This window comes from Ferrimonas aestuarii, assembly GCF_005116665.1.
Taxonomy (GTDB): domain Bacteria; phylum Pseudomonadota; class Gammaproteobacteria; order Enterobacterales; family Shewanellaceae; genus Ferrimonas; species Ferrimonas aestuarii.
In genome coordinates, this window is the sequence record NZ_SWCJ01000003.1 from 269,689 (window position 1) to 285,729 (window position 16,041).

At 53.0% G+C, this 16,041-nt stretch carries 12 protein-coding genes; 7 read left to right on the forward strand and 5 right to left on the reverse strand.

Annotated features, from left to right (window positions below; all coding sequences use genetic code 11):
• Window position 1 precedes the first annotated feature (1 nt).
• From FCL42_RS06135 to FCL42_RS06155, 5 genes are all read right to left on the reverse strand, one after another.
• Entirely contained in the window at window positions 2-1,123 is a 1,122-nt protein-coding gene (locus tag FCL42_RS06135) for a Fic family protein (RefSeq protein WP_169308305.1), read from the reverse strand.
• A 62-nt stretch (window positions 1,124-1,185) separates the two neighbouring features.
• Window positions 1,186-3,429 (reverse strand): hypothetical protein, encoded by a 2,244-nt coding sequence (locus tag FCL42_RS06140; RefSeq protein ID WP_136862514.1) that lies wholly within the window; start codon window positions 3,427-3,429, stop codon window positions 1,186-1,188.
• A 359-nt stretch (window positions 3,430-3,788) separates the two neighbouring features.
• Window positions 3,789-5,063 (reverse strand): aminopeptidase PepB, encoded by a 1,275-nt coding sequence (gene pepB / locus FCL42_RS06145; protein WP_136862515.1) that lies wholly within the window; start codon window positions 5,061-5,063, stop codon window positions 3,789-3,791.
• 183 nt (window positions 5,064-5,246) lie between these two features.
• Entirely contained in the window at window positions 5,247-8,087 is a 2,841-nt protein-coding gene (locus FCL42_RS06150) for an FAD-binding and (Fe-S)-binding domain-containing protein (protein ID WP_136862516.1), read from the reverse strand.
• A gap of 78 nt (window positions 8,088-8,165) precedes the next feature.
• Entirely contained in the window at window positions 8,166-9,812 is a 1,647-nt protein-coding gene (locus tag FCL42_RS06155; RefSeq protein ID WP_136862517.1) for an L-lactate permease, read from the reverse strand.
• A gap of 464 nt (window positions 9,813-10,276) precedes the next feature.
• On the opposite strand from FCL42_RS06155, the gene FCL42_RS06160 reads away from it, so the two are divergent.
• The 7 genes from FCL42_RS06160 to panB all read left to right on the forward strand — a co-directional run bounded on the left by FCL42_RS06160 (window position 10,277) and on the right by panB (window position 16,038).
• Window positions 10,277-10,930 carry an NAD(P)H-binding protein gene (locus FCL42_RS06160; protein WP_136862518.1) on the forward strand — a complete coding sequence of 218 codons (654 nt, stop codon included), beginning with the start codon at window positions 10,277-10,279 and terminating at the stop codon, window positions 10,928-10,930.
• 2 nt (window positions 10,931-10,932) lie between these two features.
• Window positions 10,933-11,643: a DNA/RNA nuclease SfsA gene (gene sfsA, locus FCL42_RS06165; protein WP_136862519.1), complete on the forward strand. Its 711-nt coding sequence runs from the start codon at window positions 10,933-10,935 to the stop codon at window positions 11,641-11,643.
• A gap of 162 nt (window positions 11,644-11,805) precedes the next feature.
• A complete protein-coding gene (gene dksA, locus FCL42_RS06170) occupies window positions 11,806-12,252 on the forward strand; it encodes an RNA polymerase-binding protein DksA (protein WP_136862520.1) in 447 nt (148 codons plus the stop codon).
• 52 nt (window positions 12,253-12,304) lie between these two features.
• Window positions 12,305-13,180 (forward strand): tRNA glutamyl-Q(34) synthetase GluQRS, encoded by an 876-nt coding sequence (gene gluQRS / locus FCL42_RS06175; protein WP_136862521.1) that lies wholly within the window; start codon window positions 12,305-12,307, stop codon window positions 13,178-13,180.
• 128 nt (window positions 13,181-13,308) lie between these two features.
• Complete coding sequence (gene pcnB, locus FCL42_RS06180; RefSeq protein WP_229359793.1) at window positions 13,309-14,649, forward strand: polynucleotide adenylyltransferase PcnB; 1,341 nt, start codon at window positions 13,309-13,311, stop codon at window positions 14,647-14,649.
• Window positions 14,650-14,654: 5 nt separating this feature from the next.
• Window positions 14,655-15,146 (forward strand): 2-amino-4-hydroxy-6-hydroxymethyldihydropteridine diphosphokinase, encoded by a 492-nt coding sequence (gene folK / locus FCL42_RS06185; protein ID WP_136862523.1) that lies wholly within the window; start codon window positions 14,655-14,657, stop codon window positions 15,144-15,146.
• Window positions 15,147-15,243: 97 nt separating this feature from the next.
• On the forward strand, window positions 15,244-16,038 hold the full coding sequence (gene panB, locus FCL42_RS06190; RefSeq protein ID WP_136862524.1) for a 3-methyl-2-oxobutanoate hydroxymethyltransferase: 795 nt from the start codon (window positions 15,244-15,246) through the stop codon (window positions 16,036-16,038).
• Window positions 16,039-16,041: the final 3 nt, after the last annotated feature.

Sequence of the window (16,041 nt, forward strand, 5' to 3'; positions counted from 1 at the left end):
CCTAGTTTGGCTGCGGGGTCGCTACCTCAGTTTGAAATACCGCAGCATCCATCTGCTGCCAAGCTTCCAACACCTCTCGACATTCAAAGACAAAAGCGCCTTTAGGCACCCGCAGCGGATAGCCAACCAGCACGTCAAGATTGACTAGCTCCTGAATCGTCCCATGTGCAGCCATCGGGTTAAGCCCAAGGGCTTTGGACGCCGACTCAATCGTCACCAGTGGCCTTTGGTATAGGGTTTTCAACAGTGCATTGGCTCCCGGGCTTATGCTCCTTAATGCCAGCTTTCGCTGCAATTTTTGATGTGCCTGCCCCATGGACGCATCAAACTGGCTGCTGACCGCAGCGCTCCAGTCGAAAGCGGACTGCCAAAAGCTAAACAGCGATTGCCAGTGTCCTTGGGCCAACGCCATGGTTTGATCAAAAAAACCTTGATGTCGGTGACTGAGTCGATACAGAATTGGATTGACTACGCCATGGGCAAACTGCCCCCAAGACTGCAGTAATACCTCCAACAACAAGCGATCAACGCGGCCGTTGCCATCATGAAATGGGTGTAACACGATAAACTGCGTCACCACAGCAACCACCTGCTCCAATGACCAACTACTGCGACTGCAGATGTAATCGATAAACTCCTCGAGATGTGCTGGCAGCTGATCTGGCGGCACAGGAACCATCCTGGCGTCAACGGGGGAGTGGCCACCCACCCAGTTTTGAATCTTACGCACCTGACCACTGCACTCCACGTCAAAAGCAACCAACTGGTGAGCTTGACACAACGAGGCCTTGGTTATCGGCTGAGTTGATAACAGCGCCATGCCCTGCCGGTAGCGCCGCGCCCGATCGACCACCGCGGCCGCCAAGGGATCCTCGGTCTTTAATCCTGCCTCCACCAACTCTAAGCGTTGCCTGGATATTTGCCGCCCCTCTTTCAATGACACCCCACCAGCCAGATAACGACTTAGAAAATGGCTGTAATCAAAGGGAATCGGCAGCGGCGATGATCGGCCATGAGGCCAACTTAAAGTGCGTTGTTCCGCAAGGGGCTGCTGATGCAAAGGAGGAGGGCAAAAACATCGATAGGATTTCTGGGTCTCTGGCCAAATTCGTTCAAGATACACAACCATTCCTCAGGTTTACGTTGTCGAGATAAGGGGCGCTCAAGCGCCCCTTCGCGTGGTTTTTATAAGGAGTAATCCAACTGAATTGGCTTAAAGCCAAACACCTTATTTAATGACTCGTAACGACCGCCAGAGCCCCATGCCCCCTTACCATAAACCTGAGCGCTGGACTTCAAGCAGTATTTAGCGTCACTGCCCGCCGACAGGCTATTGTTGGCGTAATTCACCTGCCAAGCGCGATCAACTTGTGCACTCACTCCCGCAACAGGCTGAGTTTGATAGCTGCTAGAGATAACGTCGTTGCGACTCAGATCCGGGAACACCGACGCATCGGTGAAACAGGTGGTCATCGATTTCGAACGCTTACAAGGTCCAATGGCACAGCCACCTCGGGAAACATCCAGTCGATGAGAAATGCTACGGGGCGCCTTGTAGCTAATTTGCTCCATTCGATCCATACATTGACCACCATTGAGCGCATCCTCACACAAGGGCTCTGTGGGGTAGTAGCACCCGGACCACAGCGATTGCTGAGTACACTGACGCATTCCCTCTTCGATGACGGTCTTGGAGGCATCGCACATAAACGACTCACTCTGGCCATTCACATAAGCTCGATCTCCCATCACCTCCTCCATATCGCCAGCGGTTTCAGCGCCCACCACTTCGGTGTCCAACATCCAGCAGCGCTGATACAGTTGCTCATCCAATCGCATCCACGCGTTAGCGCGATTTTGATAGTTCACGTAGTTGGCAAATACATCAAAGTGCAACTCTCCATCGAGCAGCTCAGGGATCGGATACTCGGCATCGGTACTGCTAATGGCGACCAGATCCTGATTGCTGCTGCTGGCAAATTGATTCATAACATCAAACAGCGCTTCTGGGGTCGTTAATCGAATGATGTCCCCTGGCGTGCTCGAACCGGATTGATACACCAGCACCTCGAAGGTGTAGTTTCGATACTCACTGTTCATTTGTGACAGTTCGCTGCTGTCGAAATTACCATCGGCACTGTAGGCCTGAAGGTCAGCCTGAAGTCCGGAGGTTTTAGACTTGGTTTCCGACGCGGTTTCATGCTCGCTGAAGATGCGAATGGTGGCGGTCAACTCTCGACCGGTAATGATTGAGTTGATGTAGTTGTCACCGCAGGCCTTACGAAACTCCAACTTTTTGGTGGCATTCATCGGCTTGAGCATGTCGACGTAGGCAGACTTCATGTCCAGCTCTATGGCTGGCTTGGCGGTAAACTTATTCTGCTCATCGAGGAAATGGGCAACAATAACCGAGGACTCGGTTACTTTTTTGGTTTTCGAATAGATCGCTTTTTTGGACTTGGCGCCAATACTGAAGCCACCAAAGGAGAGATTAATACCGCCACTGCGCTTCAGATCTAAGCTGGTCTGCAAGCTCTCATAGGTATCCACCTTGCTAAAGCTCATGCTTTGTCGATTTAATCGAGTCACATTGGCACTGACCTTGTCTTGGGACGAAGCATTCCAGCAATAGCTGTTCTCCACCGGCTCAGCGTTGAGCATATCAATCCCCTGCCCTAACACACCTTGAGCGACCGCCAGCTCGCCATTGGTGTAAGTTGTTGCGGATTTACGGTAGTTGGCATTACTGGTGCTACTGAGGATCTGTCGGCTTCGCTCCAAAAGGGTTTGAGTGGGCACGTCAACCTTAGGCTCTGCCACCATGATGAAAGGACTGCTTTGAGACGAGGAACATCCCGCTGAGTTACACGCACGAATTCGAAACTGGGTTGGTACCAACTCGGCGTACCCTGAAGACGCGCTGACCGAAGCGGTCGGCGACGCTGTCGCAGTTGAGGTCGACGTTGAGGTGCTGGTGTCCTCCGACTGAGCGTCATGAATCAGGTTGTAATTGAACTTAGACGTGGAGGACTGGCTGCGAATCAGCTCCGAGGCCTGCCCTTGATCAACTCGATAGATCTCATACTTAAAATCTGACCCATTGCCCTTATCGGCAGGTGTTGCCCATGAGATGGTGACCTGAGATTGGCCCGGCGTATACAGCACCGATAAATTGGCCGGTGCAGAGGGTCGAGTTTCCGGTGGTGGCTCGTCCCCGCCGCCTCCACCACCGGAAGTCTCGGAATCATAACTGGCCGACTGATAGATCGAACTTGGTGACCACCCCCAGCCTGAATAACTTTCTTTAGGCACATGGTGGAATCGTTGCTGCTCTTCGTAATATTGAGTGCGTTCGGGGTTAGCCGCTTCGGCCGACAACCCTAATCCAGCGCTCATAATGAGCATCGAGAGTGTACTGGTCTTAAACATAAAACTTCCCTTTAGATATACTTTTATCCATCAGGGTATTGTTTCAACCTTGTCTCGATTTTTTATGTCGTCACCAGCGACAGTCTTTAACGGGTAGATGGCTCCTTTCCACCATTTACCCGATAACGGCCTTACTTTTAGAGAGATGCACCAGATTACAACCCAAATCCAGTTGCAACCGCTGAGATCTAGACGGAGACTCACAAAATGTCAGAGATATCAGACGCCAAAATTGATCAAAAAACACACAAAACCAAATGATTTATCTGCCACGAAAAGTATCCATGCCGACGTAAAAACAACAATGCCGCTCCCAGCAATGCTGAAGAGCGGCATTAAGTACAACTAGGGCTTTAAGACTAGTCTTTCAGAAGCTTAGCAATGGTCAGCATGCCCACGCCAGTGGCGCCTTCGGCCCACAGGCCGCTGGCACTGTCGGAATAGCATGCAGCCAGATCAAAGTGCAGCCAACCATTTTCCGGTTCACCAGCGAAACGGCTCAAGAAGCCCGCCGCGTTGGAGGCGCCGCCGAAACCACCGCCCTTTTGAGCGCGAGAGTTGGCCGTGTCTGCAAATGCAGATGGACACTTACCCTGGTGGAACTTAGCCAGCGGCAAGCGCCACAGGCCCTCCTCCACGTCGGCCGCCGCTGCCAACGCGTCTTGGCAAGCACCATCGTGCATGCCAAACAGAGCGTTGTAGTCGTCACCCACGGCAACCATGGCAGCCCCGGTCAGGGTAGCCGCATCGATGATGCGCTTGGCGCCAGCTTCGTTGGCGGCCATGAGGCCATCGGCCAACACCAAACGGCCTTCGGCATCGGTGTTTACAATCTCAACGCTAACGCCGTTTTTATAATTAAGAACGTCGCCCAGCTTGTATGCGTGACCGGAGATCAAGTTCTCAGCGCAGCACAGGTACAACTTCACTCGCTTATTCAGCCCTTGGCTGATAGCCAGATGCAGCGCACCGGCTACCGTCGCGGCACCGCCCATGTCGCACTTCATCGCTACCATGCCAGCACTTGGTTTAATGGAATAACCACCGGAATCAAAGGTGATGCCCTTACCGACCAGTGCCACTTCCACCTCGGCATTGGCATCGCCAGTTGGGTTGTAGTCCAGCTCTAGAAGTACCGGCGGGCGCTCGCTGCCACGGCCAACACCGTGGATGCCCACCCAGCCAGCGGTCAGTAGCGCTTCGCCTACCCACTGCTTGGTTTTGACGCGATCTGGTGCCAGTTCAGTCAGTTTTTCGGCAACTCGATCCGCTAGGATCTCTGGGCTTAAATCCTCAGGGGTCATGTTGACCAGTTCACGCAGCCAGTTTGCGGAATCCCACTGGGCACTGAGCTGCTCTTCACTATTGGCCCACTGGATTTTCGCATCCAGTTTGGCGGTTTGCAGACCACCAGCAAACTGCCACTGCAGCGCTGGAGTCCAAGCGTCGCCCTCCAAGGCAACGGTGCGGATACCCTGTGCAGTCAGCTTGCGGGCTGCTCCTTGCACCTGGCGACCCTGATCATCTTCCACTAAGTGAATGGTGGCAGTGGTACCGTCGAAGCTTAGGTTGGCCTCGCCCCAATGGGCTGGCGCTGGTTGCTCGGACAAGATGACCTTCATTACTTCGCTCATGCTGTGTTTCCTTTCATCATTATTGTCGATTCAGTGTATCACCCTTTGGTTGGCCAACCTCATACAAAAAAGTAAGCACATATGGGGAGATAGGCAGTGAAACTGTCTTTGGTTTATGTGAAAAAGGCTCTCCTAACGAATTAGGAGAGCCTTTAGCTCAAAGGTATGCCTTACGGCTAGTGATTAGGCTTTTGCCACTGCGGCGCGGTCAAGCAGTGCCAGAATCGATTTGTATGGGATTCCGGAGTGAGTGGTCAGGCCCACCTCACAAGTGGCGGACACCGAGTAACCCGAGGTTGCTCCCTTGTCTTTGGTCTCTTCTTTCAAGTGACGCAGACCATGCTCGTTCAGCTCTGGGTAGTTCATGCCGCGGTTACCGGCCATGCCACAACAACCCACTTTGTCACGGGGTGGCACCACCACTTCAGAGGCGCACAGCTCAGCTAGCCCCACCAGATCATCGACGATGCCCAGCTTACGGCAGGTACAGGTCGGGTGTACGGCGATCTTCTCTTCGATCTTGGTGATCGCTAAGCGCTCAACCAGGAACTGCATAGCAAACTCTTCAGGGCCCAGCAATTTCAAGCGTTTATCGCAGGCACGGCGCATGCGCTCCAGACAGGCGGTCGTTTCCACCAGAATCGGGTATTCACCATTGTTGGATACCTCCAGTAGCCACTGGGACAGCTCGTCAGACTTGGCATCCGCTTGCTTGTCATGGCCATAAGACTCCCACGGCTGGCCACAACACAGTCCCTGAGGTTTCACCCCAGACACCATCTCCACATTGGCTTTTTCAAACAGCGACTGAATGGTCTCTGGTACAGAGCGCTGGTCCTTGTTGGCTGGCGAGGTGCCCATCATGCGATGCAAACAAGCTGGGAAGTACACCGCTTTCACATCGCCAGTGGTCTTAAGCTCTGGCAACGCCTTGCCGCGTTTCGGCATCCCTTCAGACCACTGCGGAATCGGCATGCCCACTTTACGCAGCCCCTGAGTTACCGCCTTGATGCTGCCATCGCCAATGACGGCACGTGTAACGTCGGTTGCCCCAAGAGCGAAGCGCGCCACAGACTCCAGCTTGTCGAAGTTGTTGGCGGTGAAGTCGGCAATCTTACGGTCGGTATCGGTGGCGTATTCAGCACGCTTCATCTTCACGAATTTGCCGGTATCGATACCCATAGGACAGCCACTCTTACACAGGCCGTCGGCGGCGCAGGTATCTAGAGCGAAGTATGGGTATTTCTCCTGCAGGTCTTTGAGCACTTCCGGCTCTTGGCCAGTCATCTCCAGACGCTTCATCACTCGAGCAACCGCAGTACGCTGGCGAGGAGACAGCGTCAGCCCATGGGCAACACAGTGCTGCTCACAGAAGCCACATTCAATGCACTTATCAACAATGGAGGAGATCTCTGGCAGTGGCTTAAAGCCTTTGGAGTGACAGTTAGGATCATCGTTAATGATCACCCCTGGGTTCAGAATCCCTTGAGGGTCGACCACCGCTTTAACACGCTTCATCATGTTGTAGATGTCGGTGCCCCACTCTTTCTCAACGAAAGAGGCCATACCGAATCCGGTGCCGTGCTCTGCTTTCAGCGAGCCATCGTACTTGGTGGCCACCAGCTCCACCATCTCCTGCATGAAGTTATCGAAACGCTCGATCTCCGCTTCGGTACTGAAGTTTTGGGAGAAGATAACGTGGTAGTTCCCCTCCAGCGCGTGACCGTAGATCACCGCATCGTTATAGCCGTGTTTAAAGGACAGCTCCTGCAGATCGATGGTGGCTTGAGGCAGCACTTCGATTGGGAATGCGATGTCCTCAATAATGCAGGAGGTGCCCGCTGGGCGCATGGAGCCCGCCAGTGGGAATACCGCCTTACGGATGGCCCACATGTTGGCGATCACCGCCGCATCCTGAGTAAATTCCACCTCACGATACAAACCATGCTTAGCCATGATGGCGGTCATCTTGGCGATGTTGGCATCCACCTCTTGCTGGCTCATGCCAAAGGTTTCAAACAGCACCGCAGTGACGTCAGAATGGATCTCGCTCAGAAACTCTGGCGTATCGTATTTCGATGCAGACACCGCTTTTAGGGCAAAGTTATCCAGCAATTCCGCGGCGTTGGTTTCGTCGAAAGCATCACGGCGCAGTTCAACGATGGACTCACAGGCACCACGCAGGGAGTCGAAGTACACCATGGCAGAGGCGGAATGGGTGGCCTTCACCACCGACTTCATGGTCACTTCAGACAAAAAGCCCAAGGTTCCCTCGCCACCCACCATCAGGTGCAGCAGAATCTCGATGGCGTCATCAAAGTCGATGAACGAGTTCATGCCGTAACCCGTTACGTTTTTAATGGAGTACTTTCGCTGAATGCGAGCAACCATCTCGGCATCGGCGCGAATCTCATCACGAATCGCTTCGATGCCCTCGATCACCTCAGGATGCTTCAAGCGAAACGCATCACAGGAGGCGGTGTCAGCGGTATCCAGTACAAAACCGTTGGCCATGACGATGCGGGCAGACTCAATCAAGCGGTAGGAGTTCTGGTGTGTACCACAGTTCATGCCCGAGGCGTTGTTGGCTACGATGCCACCCACCATGGCGGAAGCGATGGTGGCCGGATCTGGGCCAAATTTAAAGCCCAGCGGCGCTAAGGTCTGATTGATCTTGGCACCAATCACCCCAGGTTGAGATTTAATGCGGGCGCCATCGTCCAATACTTCAAGCTTGCTCCAGTGACCGCCGGCCACCATCAGAACCGAGTCAGACAAAGCCTGACCACAAAGCGCGGTTCCTGCAGCACGGAAGGTAACTGGGGTTTGGCAACTGGTGCACTCCGCCAGGATCTCAGACACTTCAGATTCTGTTTTTGGGTGTGCCACGATCTGGGGGCGCTTCTGATAGAAAGAAGCATCGGTTCCCCACGCAATTCGGCGTAGATTATCGGTATAAACGCGATCTTTCTCAAGAATTTGGCCAAGTTTGTTAGCTAGCTCAGTTATTTTATAATTCGGCATGTGATCAAACTCCGGTGGGTAAATACAACAAAACCGAGTCCAAAGACTCGGTTTTCTTTATCGAACATAATGAGGGACTTAGTAGCCGCCCCACAGGTAAGCGATGGTTCCGGCTGCCATGGCATAAGCCAAAGCAACAGGCAGTGTTTTACGGATAATCTCCGATTCTCGGCCCGCCATGCCAACCACGGTTGCCGCCGCAACCACGTTCATTACGCACATCATGTTACCGGCGTTAGCACCGATCCCCTGAAGTGCCAACACCAAGGCATGATTGGCACCAATGTTGTCGGCCACTGAGTATTGCAGGCCCGAGAACATCATGTTTGAGAACGTAGCCGACCCAGATAGGAAGGCCCCGAAGATACCCACAATTGGCGCGGTCCATTCCCAGACGGCACCCATGGTAGACGCCAGCATTTCAGCTAGAGCCTTAGGCATAGACAACAATCCTGAGGCGTTCTCACCGGAGTTCAAGAAAATCTTCACCATAGGAACCGAAGCGCCTAGGGAGATAATGGTTGGAACCAGTGATTTGCAAGAGTCAGTAAACGCACCTTTAAAGGCCGCTGGTTTCATCTTGAAGATGAAAAACGCCAGAATACAAACCAGTACGAAGAACGCGCCCGGTGCGTAGAAGGTGGCAAAGCCCGCTTTTAGTCCAGTACCTAATAGCCCTTCCCAAGAGATGTTAAAGCTGGTCAGGAATGACTTCAGTGGTGCGATGGTACGAGACATCACCAGCAGTGCCGCCATCACCAGATATGGAGTCCACGCAGCTAGCTGAGAGAATTTGGCTTCGTCTTGCTGAGATTCCTCTTTCTTTTCAACACCGTCGAAATCAAACCACGGCGTTGCTGGCAACAAGAAACCTTTCTTCGCTGCAGGAACCACGATGGCCATACCCACAAGTGCACCGATTACCGATGGGAACTCTGGGCCAGCGAAGTAGTTGATGATGAACGCAGGAATGGTGAATGCGAAACCAGCAAACAGAGCAAATTTCCAGATGGCCAAGCCTTCAGCGAAGGACTTGTTGCGTCCAAAGAAGCCGGTTAGAACCGCCACCAGCGCCAGAGGGATCAAGCTGCCGGTAATCAAATCGATGGTGATCATGTGCATGGCGATCAACTGAGCGTAATCAGCAAAGGTTGAGCCTGCGCCCAGAGCCGCAATCTGCTCCGCCGCCATGTGACCCGCAGAGGAGGTCAGGCCTTGATCCATACCAAATAGCACAGGCAAGCCGATGGCACCGAAAGATACTGAGGTGGAGTCGGCAATCAGTGCCACTACCGCTGAGGCCAGAGGAGGAACACCCAGCAATACCAGTAGCGGCGCACCGATGGCCGCTGGCGTGCCGAAGCCTGCGGAGCCTTCGATGAAGGAGCCAAACAACCAACAGATAATAATCACCTGAACACGGGCATCGGCAGAGATGTTAGTAAACCCGGCTCGAATGGTGTCCATGGCGCCAGAAGCCGCCAAGGTTTTTAACAGGAAGATGGCACCGAAGATGATGGTTAGAGGGGTGATGGCCGCCAGCATCCCTTCAACAACGGATGCAGCCAGAATGGTGGTGTCCATCTGCCAAACAAATACCGCCGCCAATGCTGTCAACACCGCGGAAATCGGCATCGCTTTTGAAGCTGGCATGCGCATTAGCACCAGAAACACCAGTACCGAAACGATCGGCGTCAAAGTTGCCAAAGATTGAATAATAGTCACAAGTAAACTCTCTAATAGGTCGATTTATTCGAATTTAACTTGACCTCCCCCCTCAAAACCGAATGCGTCAGCTTACAAAGCTTTCTCATCGATGCCTCAAAAGGTGATCTTGGCGACGCATTCTAGAAAAACCGAAACCGAATTCATGAGACATGAATCACAGTCATCGGCGCATCAAAATTATTCATGCTGAGTGCAGTTTTCTATGCTAGTCCCTACTGATAACGAGGTATTTCCAATTAATTATGAAGTTATAAACAAAATTTTAATCATGTGAAAAGTTCAATTTTGACTTGATCACACTAGCAAATTTGTTTTAGGGAAGATCTCAAATCGTTTCCCATCTGAATCGCAGTCATCACAAAATTGACGCCAACGATGCATTTTTGAGCAAATTGCGCCCCTCTATGGGCATGGCATAATGACCTCCACCATCGGATTCATTAGGGAAAGTGGGTAACACTATGGGGAAAACCGCCATTGTTTTAGGGGCAACCGGAGTGGTTGGTAGAGAACTTGTCCGCCAGTTGGCGATACAAACAGACATCGACAAGATAGTCAGCCTGACTCGGCGGCCGGTCAGTTACTCCAACGCTAAGGTCGACAATCAGGTGGTGGATTTCGACAACCTGAAGAGCAGCAGTCAATGGTTTAAGGGCGACCTGCTATTCAGCGCACTGGGCACCACCTTAAAACAAGCAGGCAGCATCGACGCCCAGAGAAAAGTCGATGTAGATTATCAGTACCACGCAGCTGAAATTGCAGCTCAACAAGGGGTTTCCCACTATCTATTGGTTTCCTCCAGTGGTGCCAATGCCCAGTCTCGTTCCGCCTATCTAAAGATGAAGGGAGAGCTGGAACAACGGGTGCAGCAATTGCCATTTAATCGCATCAGCATAGTGCAACCCTCTTTATTATTAGGGGAACGAACCGATTTTCGACTGGGCGAGCGGCTAGCCGCCACTATATTACCCCTAATGTGTCGATTACCTCCTTTGGCAAAATATCGTCCCATCACTGGGGCTCAAGTCGCCAAAGCGATGATCGCCCTGAGTCAGCAACCGGGGCACCCCATTGAAACCATCTCCCTCGACCAACTATTTTTACAACAGGGCTAATCATGGAATTTTCCTCTCCACTGCAATCGGCCACGCTACTAAAGCGTTACAAACGATTTCTGGCAGACATTGAGTTGGCAAATGGTGAGGTGATCACCATCCACTGCGCCAATACTGGCGCCATGACCGGCTGCGCTGAACCCGGCGATACCGTATGGTACTCCACCTCAGACAATCCCAAACGAAAATACCCTAACAGTTGGGAGCTCACCCAAACCCAGGCGGGCCATTTCATCGGCATCAATACCGCCAGCGCCAACACCCTAGCCGCAGAAGCCATTGAACAAGACCTACTGCCGCCACTGGCTGGTTTTAACAACATTCAACGGGAGGTGAAGTACGGAGAAGAGAACAGCCGAATCGATCTGCTCCTTAGTGATGAACGTAATAATCTCTGCTACGTCGAAGTGAAAAGCTGCACCCTGTTGCAACAGGGGCAAGGCTACTTCCCAGACACCAAAACCGTGCGTGGTCAAAAGCACATTCGAGAGCTGATGCAGATGGTAGAACAGGGCCACAGAGCGGCACTGATATTCTTGGTTCAGCACACGGGCATCACCTCGGTTAAGCCCGCGGCTCATCTGGATCCTAAGTACGCCGAACTGTGCCAGCAAGCAGTAGCAAAAGGGGTTGAATTTTACGCGGTGAGCACAGAGATCTCCCCTAGAGGAATAAATGTGATGAAGTCATTACCTGTGATTACCACAGTGTGACATTTGCTTGCTCAGGGCAGGCAAATGGTGTTATACGAGTAATAAGCAACGGGAGTTGGCTTGAATACCAAATTAGATTTGCACAGATGCAGATCTTCTGGTATAGATACCGCCCAATTTTTCGAGGGTCACCTCGCGCTTGGAATATACAGGAGATGCGTGATGCCGGAGGGCAAAGCGAAAAAGATCGGTGTACTAGCCTATGCCAACGTAGAACCTTACCGCGAAACCGCGGGCGAGGAGTACATGAATGACAAGCAGCTGGAGCACTTTAAGAAGATTCTTGAAGGCTGGCGCACAATGCTGCGTGAAGAAGTAGACCGCACCCTGAACCACATGCAGAACGAAGCGGCTAACTTCCCAGATCCAGCTGACCGAGCAGCCCAAGAGGAGGAGTTCAGCTTAGAGCTTCGCACCCGTGACCGTGAGCGCAAGCTGATTAAGAAGATCGAAAAAACCCTGGTTAAGATCGAAGAAGACGACTTCGGCTTCTGCGATTCCTGCGGCATCGAAATCGGCATCCGCCGACTGGAAGCTCGCCCAACAGCCGACCAGTGTATCGATTGTAAAACTCTAGCCGAAATCAAAGAAAAACAGATGGCTGGCTAAGAAACAACAACGGGAGCATCGCGCTCCCGTTTTTGATTGTTCAGTTCCCCCCATGAGTCAATACATAGGGCGCTTTGCGCCATCCCCATCCGGCCCACTTCACTTCGGTTCTCTCATTGCTGCCCTTGGCAGTTGGTTGCGTGCGCGCAGTCAAGGGGGAGCTTGGTTGGTGCGCATGGAAGATATCGATCCCCCAAGAGAGATGCCCGGCGCCGCCGACGACATTCTTCGTACTCTTGAACGTTACGGCCTCACCTGGGACGCAGAAGTGCTCTATCAGAGCCAACGCCATCACGCCTACGATGACGCCCAACAGTGGTTGATTAATCAAGGTCTGGCCTATTACTGCGACTGCACGCGCAAACGAATCAAAGCTAATGGCGGTCACTACGACGGCCACTGCCGAACACTCCAGCTGCCCCCTGAGCACTGTGCACTTAGGCTCAACAACCAGATTGGAATCCGTGAATTTAGCGATCAGCTCTTAGGTCATATCGACGTTGATGCTCAGTTTTCAGAGGAAGATTTTATTATCCATCGCCGCGATGGGCTCTATGCCTATCAATTGGCGGTCGTGGTAGACGATGCGTTTCAAGGCATTACTGAAGTGGTACGCGGCAACGACCTTTTAGAAACCACGGTGCGACAACTGACTCTGTACCAAAGCTTGGAACTGGATGCGCCACAATTTCTGCATCTGCCGCTGGCGGTTCAAGCCGACGGCAACAAGCTGTCGAAACAGAATCACGCCCCCGCCATTGCCGCAGACCAAAGGGCGCAAACCCTAAGCCGCGCGCTGGATTTTTTGGGCTTTTCAGTGCCAGACTTTATTCAAGGTGCTGAGGTAGAACAGCAGCTGCAGTGGGCGCTTACTAACTTTGAGTTGAGCCAGATTCCGACTGAGCGCAAAATCCTTCTACCTCAATAACTCCAAGCGCTTATCATTTCTACAGCGATGGGGTATGATTGCGCGCCAGAATAGCCCCACTTTTAACAACCTGAATTTTATCGAGGTGTCCCATTCTTAAGCGACTGACCAAGCTGGCGAAAAAACTTGTGTCTCGAGAGCAAGCGATCCAGTTAGAACCACAGCTTCAGATCCATCCCCGCAAATCCCACGGGGTATCCCGCTCGGACATCAGCGAGAATGCGTTAAAAGTACTGTATCGACTGCACAAAGCTGGCTATGACGCCTATCTGGTTGGCGGCGGTGTCCGCGACCTATTACTGCGTCAGCAACCCAAAGATTTCGACATTGCCACCAATGCCACTCCAGAGCAGGTCAAACGCCTGTTCCGCAACAGCCGCTTGGTTGGCCGCCGTTTCCGGCTGGCACACATCCTGTTTGGCCGTGACGTCATTGAAGTGGCGACTCTGCGTGGCCATCACGTGGAAGAGGACAGCAAGAAAGCCAAGCAGAACGACAGCGGTCGTCTGCTGCGTGACAACGTCTACGGCACCATCGATGAAGATGCAGAGCGACGCGATTTCACGGTAAACGGCCTCTACTACGACATCAGTGATTTCAGCATCCACGACTACTTCGGTGGCATGGATGATCTGGAAGCCCGCCGTCTGCGCCTGATTGGCGATCCTCAAACTCGCTACAGTGAAGATCCTGTTCGCATGCTGCGAGCGGTTCGTTTCGCCACCAAACTGGATTTCACCTTAGATGCAAGCGTAGCCAAGCCAATCCCGAAAATGGCAGGCCTGCTCAGCGATATCCCTGCGGCTCGCCTGTTTGAAGAGTCTCTCAAGCTGTTTATGGGCGGCAAAGGGGTAGAGAACTTCCGCATGATGCGTGAGTTTAATCTGTTTGCTCCTCTGTTCCCGATGCAGGACAGCCTGCTAAACAAGGAAGATGGCAAAAAGGTTGAAACCCTAATCGAAGCGGTACTGCATAACACCGATCAACGGGTGAATGCCGACAAGCCGGTTACTCCAGCCTTTCTGTACGCAGCGCTACTGTGGTACCCGCTACAGAAGATGATCCACAAGCGCACCAGCCGCGGTACCAGCGGTTACGATGCCATGATGGCTGCCTGTGGTGAAGTTCTTAGCCAGCAAAGCAAAACCATCTCCATGCCGCGTCGCTTTACCACGCCAGCACAAGAGATCTGGCAGATGCAGACACGTCTGGAAAATCGCGCCGGTGCCCGAGCCTTCCGCGCCTTCGAGCACCCACGCTTCCGCGCCGCCTACGACTTCCTGCTGCTTCGCGGTGAAGCCGAAGGGGGCGAGGCTGCTGAATTGGGCCGCTGGTGGACTCAATTTGTAGAATCCGATGACCAAGGTCGACGCCAAATGGTACGCGCCCTTGGCGGTGGTGGTGCCCGTCGCCGTCGCCGTCCTCGCCGCCGCAAGCCAAGTAACAAAGCCTCTGGCGGTTCCGAGTAACCCCTGTGCGCTGTGTTATCGCCCTTGGCAGTAATATCGGTGAAGGCCCAGAGCAACTGCGCGCGGCCTTCGCTGATATTTCGGCTCTGCCTGGCACTCAAGCAATGGCGTGCTCCTCCCTGTATACCAGCCCGCCTATGGCCGCGATGCAGCAAAGCGACTACACCAACGCCGTCGCCCTTATCGATACCACACTCAGCCCAATTGAGCTGCTGGATCGCCTGCAAGCCATTGAGCTTGAGCATGGCCGTGAGCGCCATGAGCGTTGGGGACCAAGGACGCTGGACTTAGACATCATCGATATTGAAGGTACAACACTCAACAGCGAACGTTTAACCACGCCCCACTACGGCTTGGCCGAGCGCGCCTTTGTGCTGCTGCCTCTGTTTGAGATAGCACCCAATCATCAATTGAGCGATGGCCGCCAGATCGCCACCTTACTGGCACAATGTCCGTCTCAAGATCTGTATCAGATGGCAGATTCTCGCCTTCTATAGATCAATACCTTAGCTTTCTACTGCCGCCGTACATTTGCAACTGCTCTCGCATTAGAATATAAACTCCGCTTTAGACGCAGTTTTTGTGAGCCTGATAATGAAAGCAGTGACGACCGCCACTTTGAAGAAGTGGAAACAGGAAGGCGTTAAATTCGCCTCGCTTACCGCCTACGACGCCAGCTTTGCCGCCACCTTTGAACGCGCTGGAATTCCAGTGATGCTGGTTGGCGATAGCCTCGGCATGGTACTGCAAGGAAACCGCGATACCCTGCCAGTAACCGTAGAGCAGATCGCCTACCACACTCGCTGTGTTCGAGCAGGAGCTGACAAAGCGCTTATCATCGCCGATATGCCCTTTATGAGCTATGCCACTAAAGAGCAAGCGTTTGAGTCGGCAGCAGCACTGATGCAAGCGGGTGCTCAAATGGTGAAACTGGAAGGCGGCGACTGGCTACTGGACACCGTAAAAGGCCTGACCGAGCGCGGCATTCCCGTATGTGCACACTTAGGCTTAACCCCACAATCGGTGCACCAGTTTGGCGGCTTTAAAGTTCAAGGCCGTGACAGCGCTCAAGCCCAAGCGATCCTAGAGCAAGCCCAAGCCCTTGAGGCAGCGGGTGCTAGCCTCTTAGTATTAGAATGCGTACCTAGCCAATTGGCTCGCCACATCACCGAACACTTGAGCATCCCAACCATCGGCATCGGTGCCGGCCCAGATACCGACGCGCAGATTTTGGTGATGCACGACGTACTGGGGATCACCAGCGGTTACATACCCAAGTTTTCGAAAAACTACATCGAACTGACCGGCGGTATTGAATCGGCGGCGGCCAAGTTCGTAGAAGAGGTTCAAGAGGGGCAATTCCCTGGACCAGAACACCAATTTAACTAACTC

Coding starts and splice junctions, on each gene's coding strand:
- dksA (WP_136862520.1), top strand. CDS start 11,806: ATGCCGGAGGGCAAAGCGAAAAAGATCGGTGTACTAGCCTATGCCAAC.
- FCL42_RS06150 (WP_136862516.1), bottom strand. CDS start 8,087: ATGCCGAATTATAAAATAACTGAGCTAGCTAACAAACTTGGCCAAATT.
- FCL42_RS06140 (WP_136862514.1), bottom strand. CDS start 3,429: ATGTTTAAGACCAGTACACTCTCGATGCTCATTATGAGCGCTGGATTA.
- FCL42_RS06160 (WP_136862518.1), top strand. CDS start 10,277: ATGGGGAAAACCGCCATTGTTTTAGGGGCAACCGGAGTGGTTGGTAGA.
- pepB (WP_136862515.1), bottom strand. CDS start 5,063: ATGAGCGAAGTAATGAAGGTCATCTTGTCCGAGCAACCAGCGCCAGCC.
- gluQRS (WP_136862521.1), top strand. CDS start 12,305: ATGAGTCAATACATAGGGCGCTTTGCGCCATCCCCATCCGGCCCACTT.
- sfsA (WP_136862519.1), top strand. CDS start 10,933: ATGGAATTTTCCTCTCCACTGCAATCGGCCACGCTACTAAAGCGTTAC.
- panB (WP_136862524.1), top strand. CDS start 15,244: ATGAAAGCAGTGACGACCGCCACTTTGAAGAAGTGGAAACAGGAAGGC.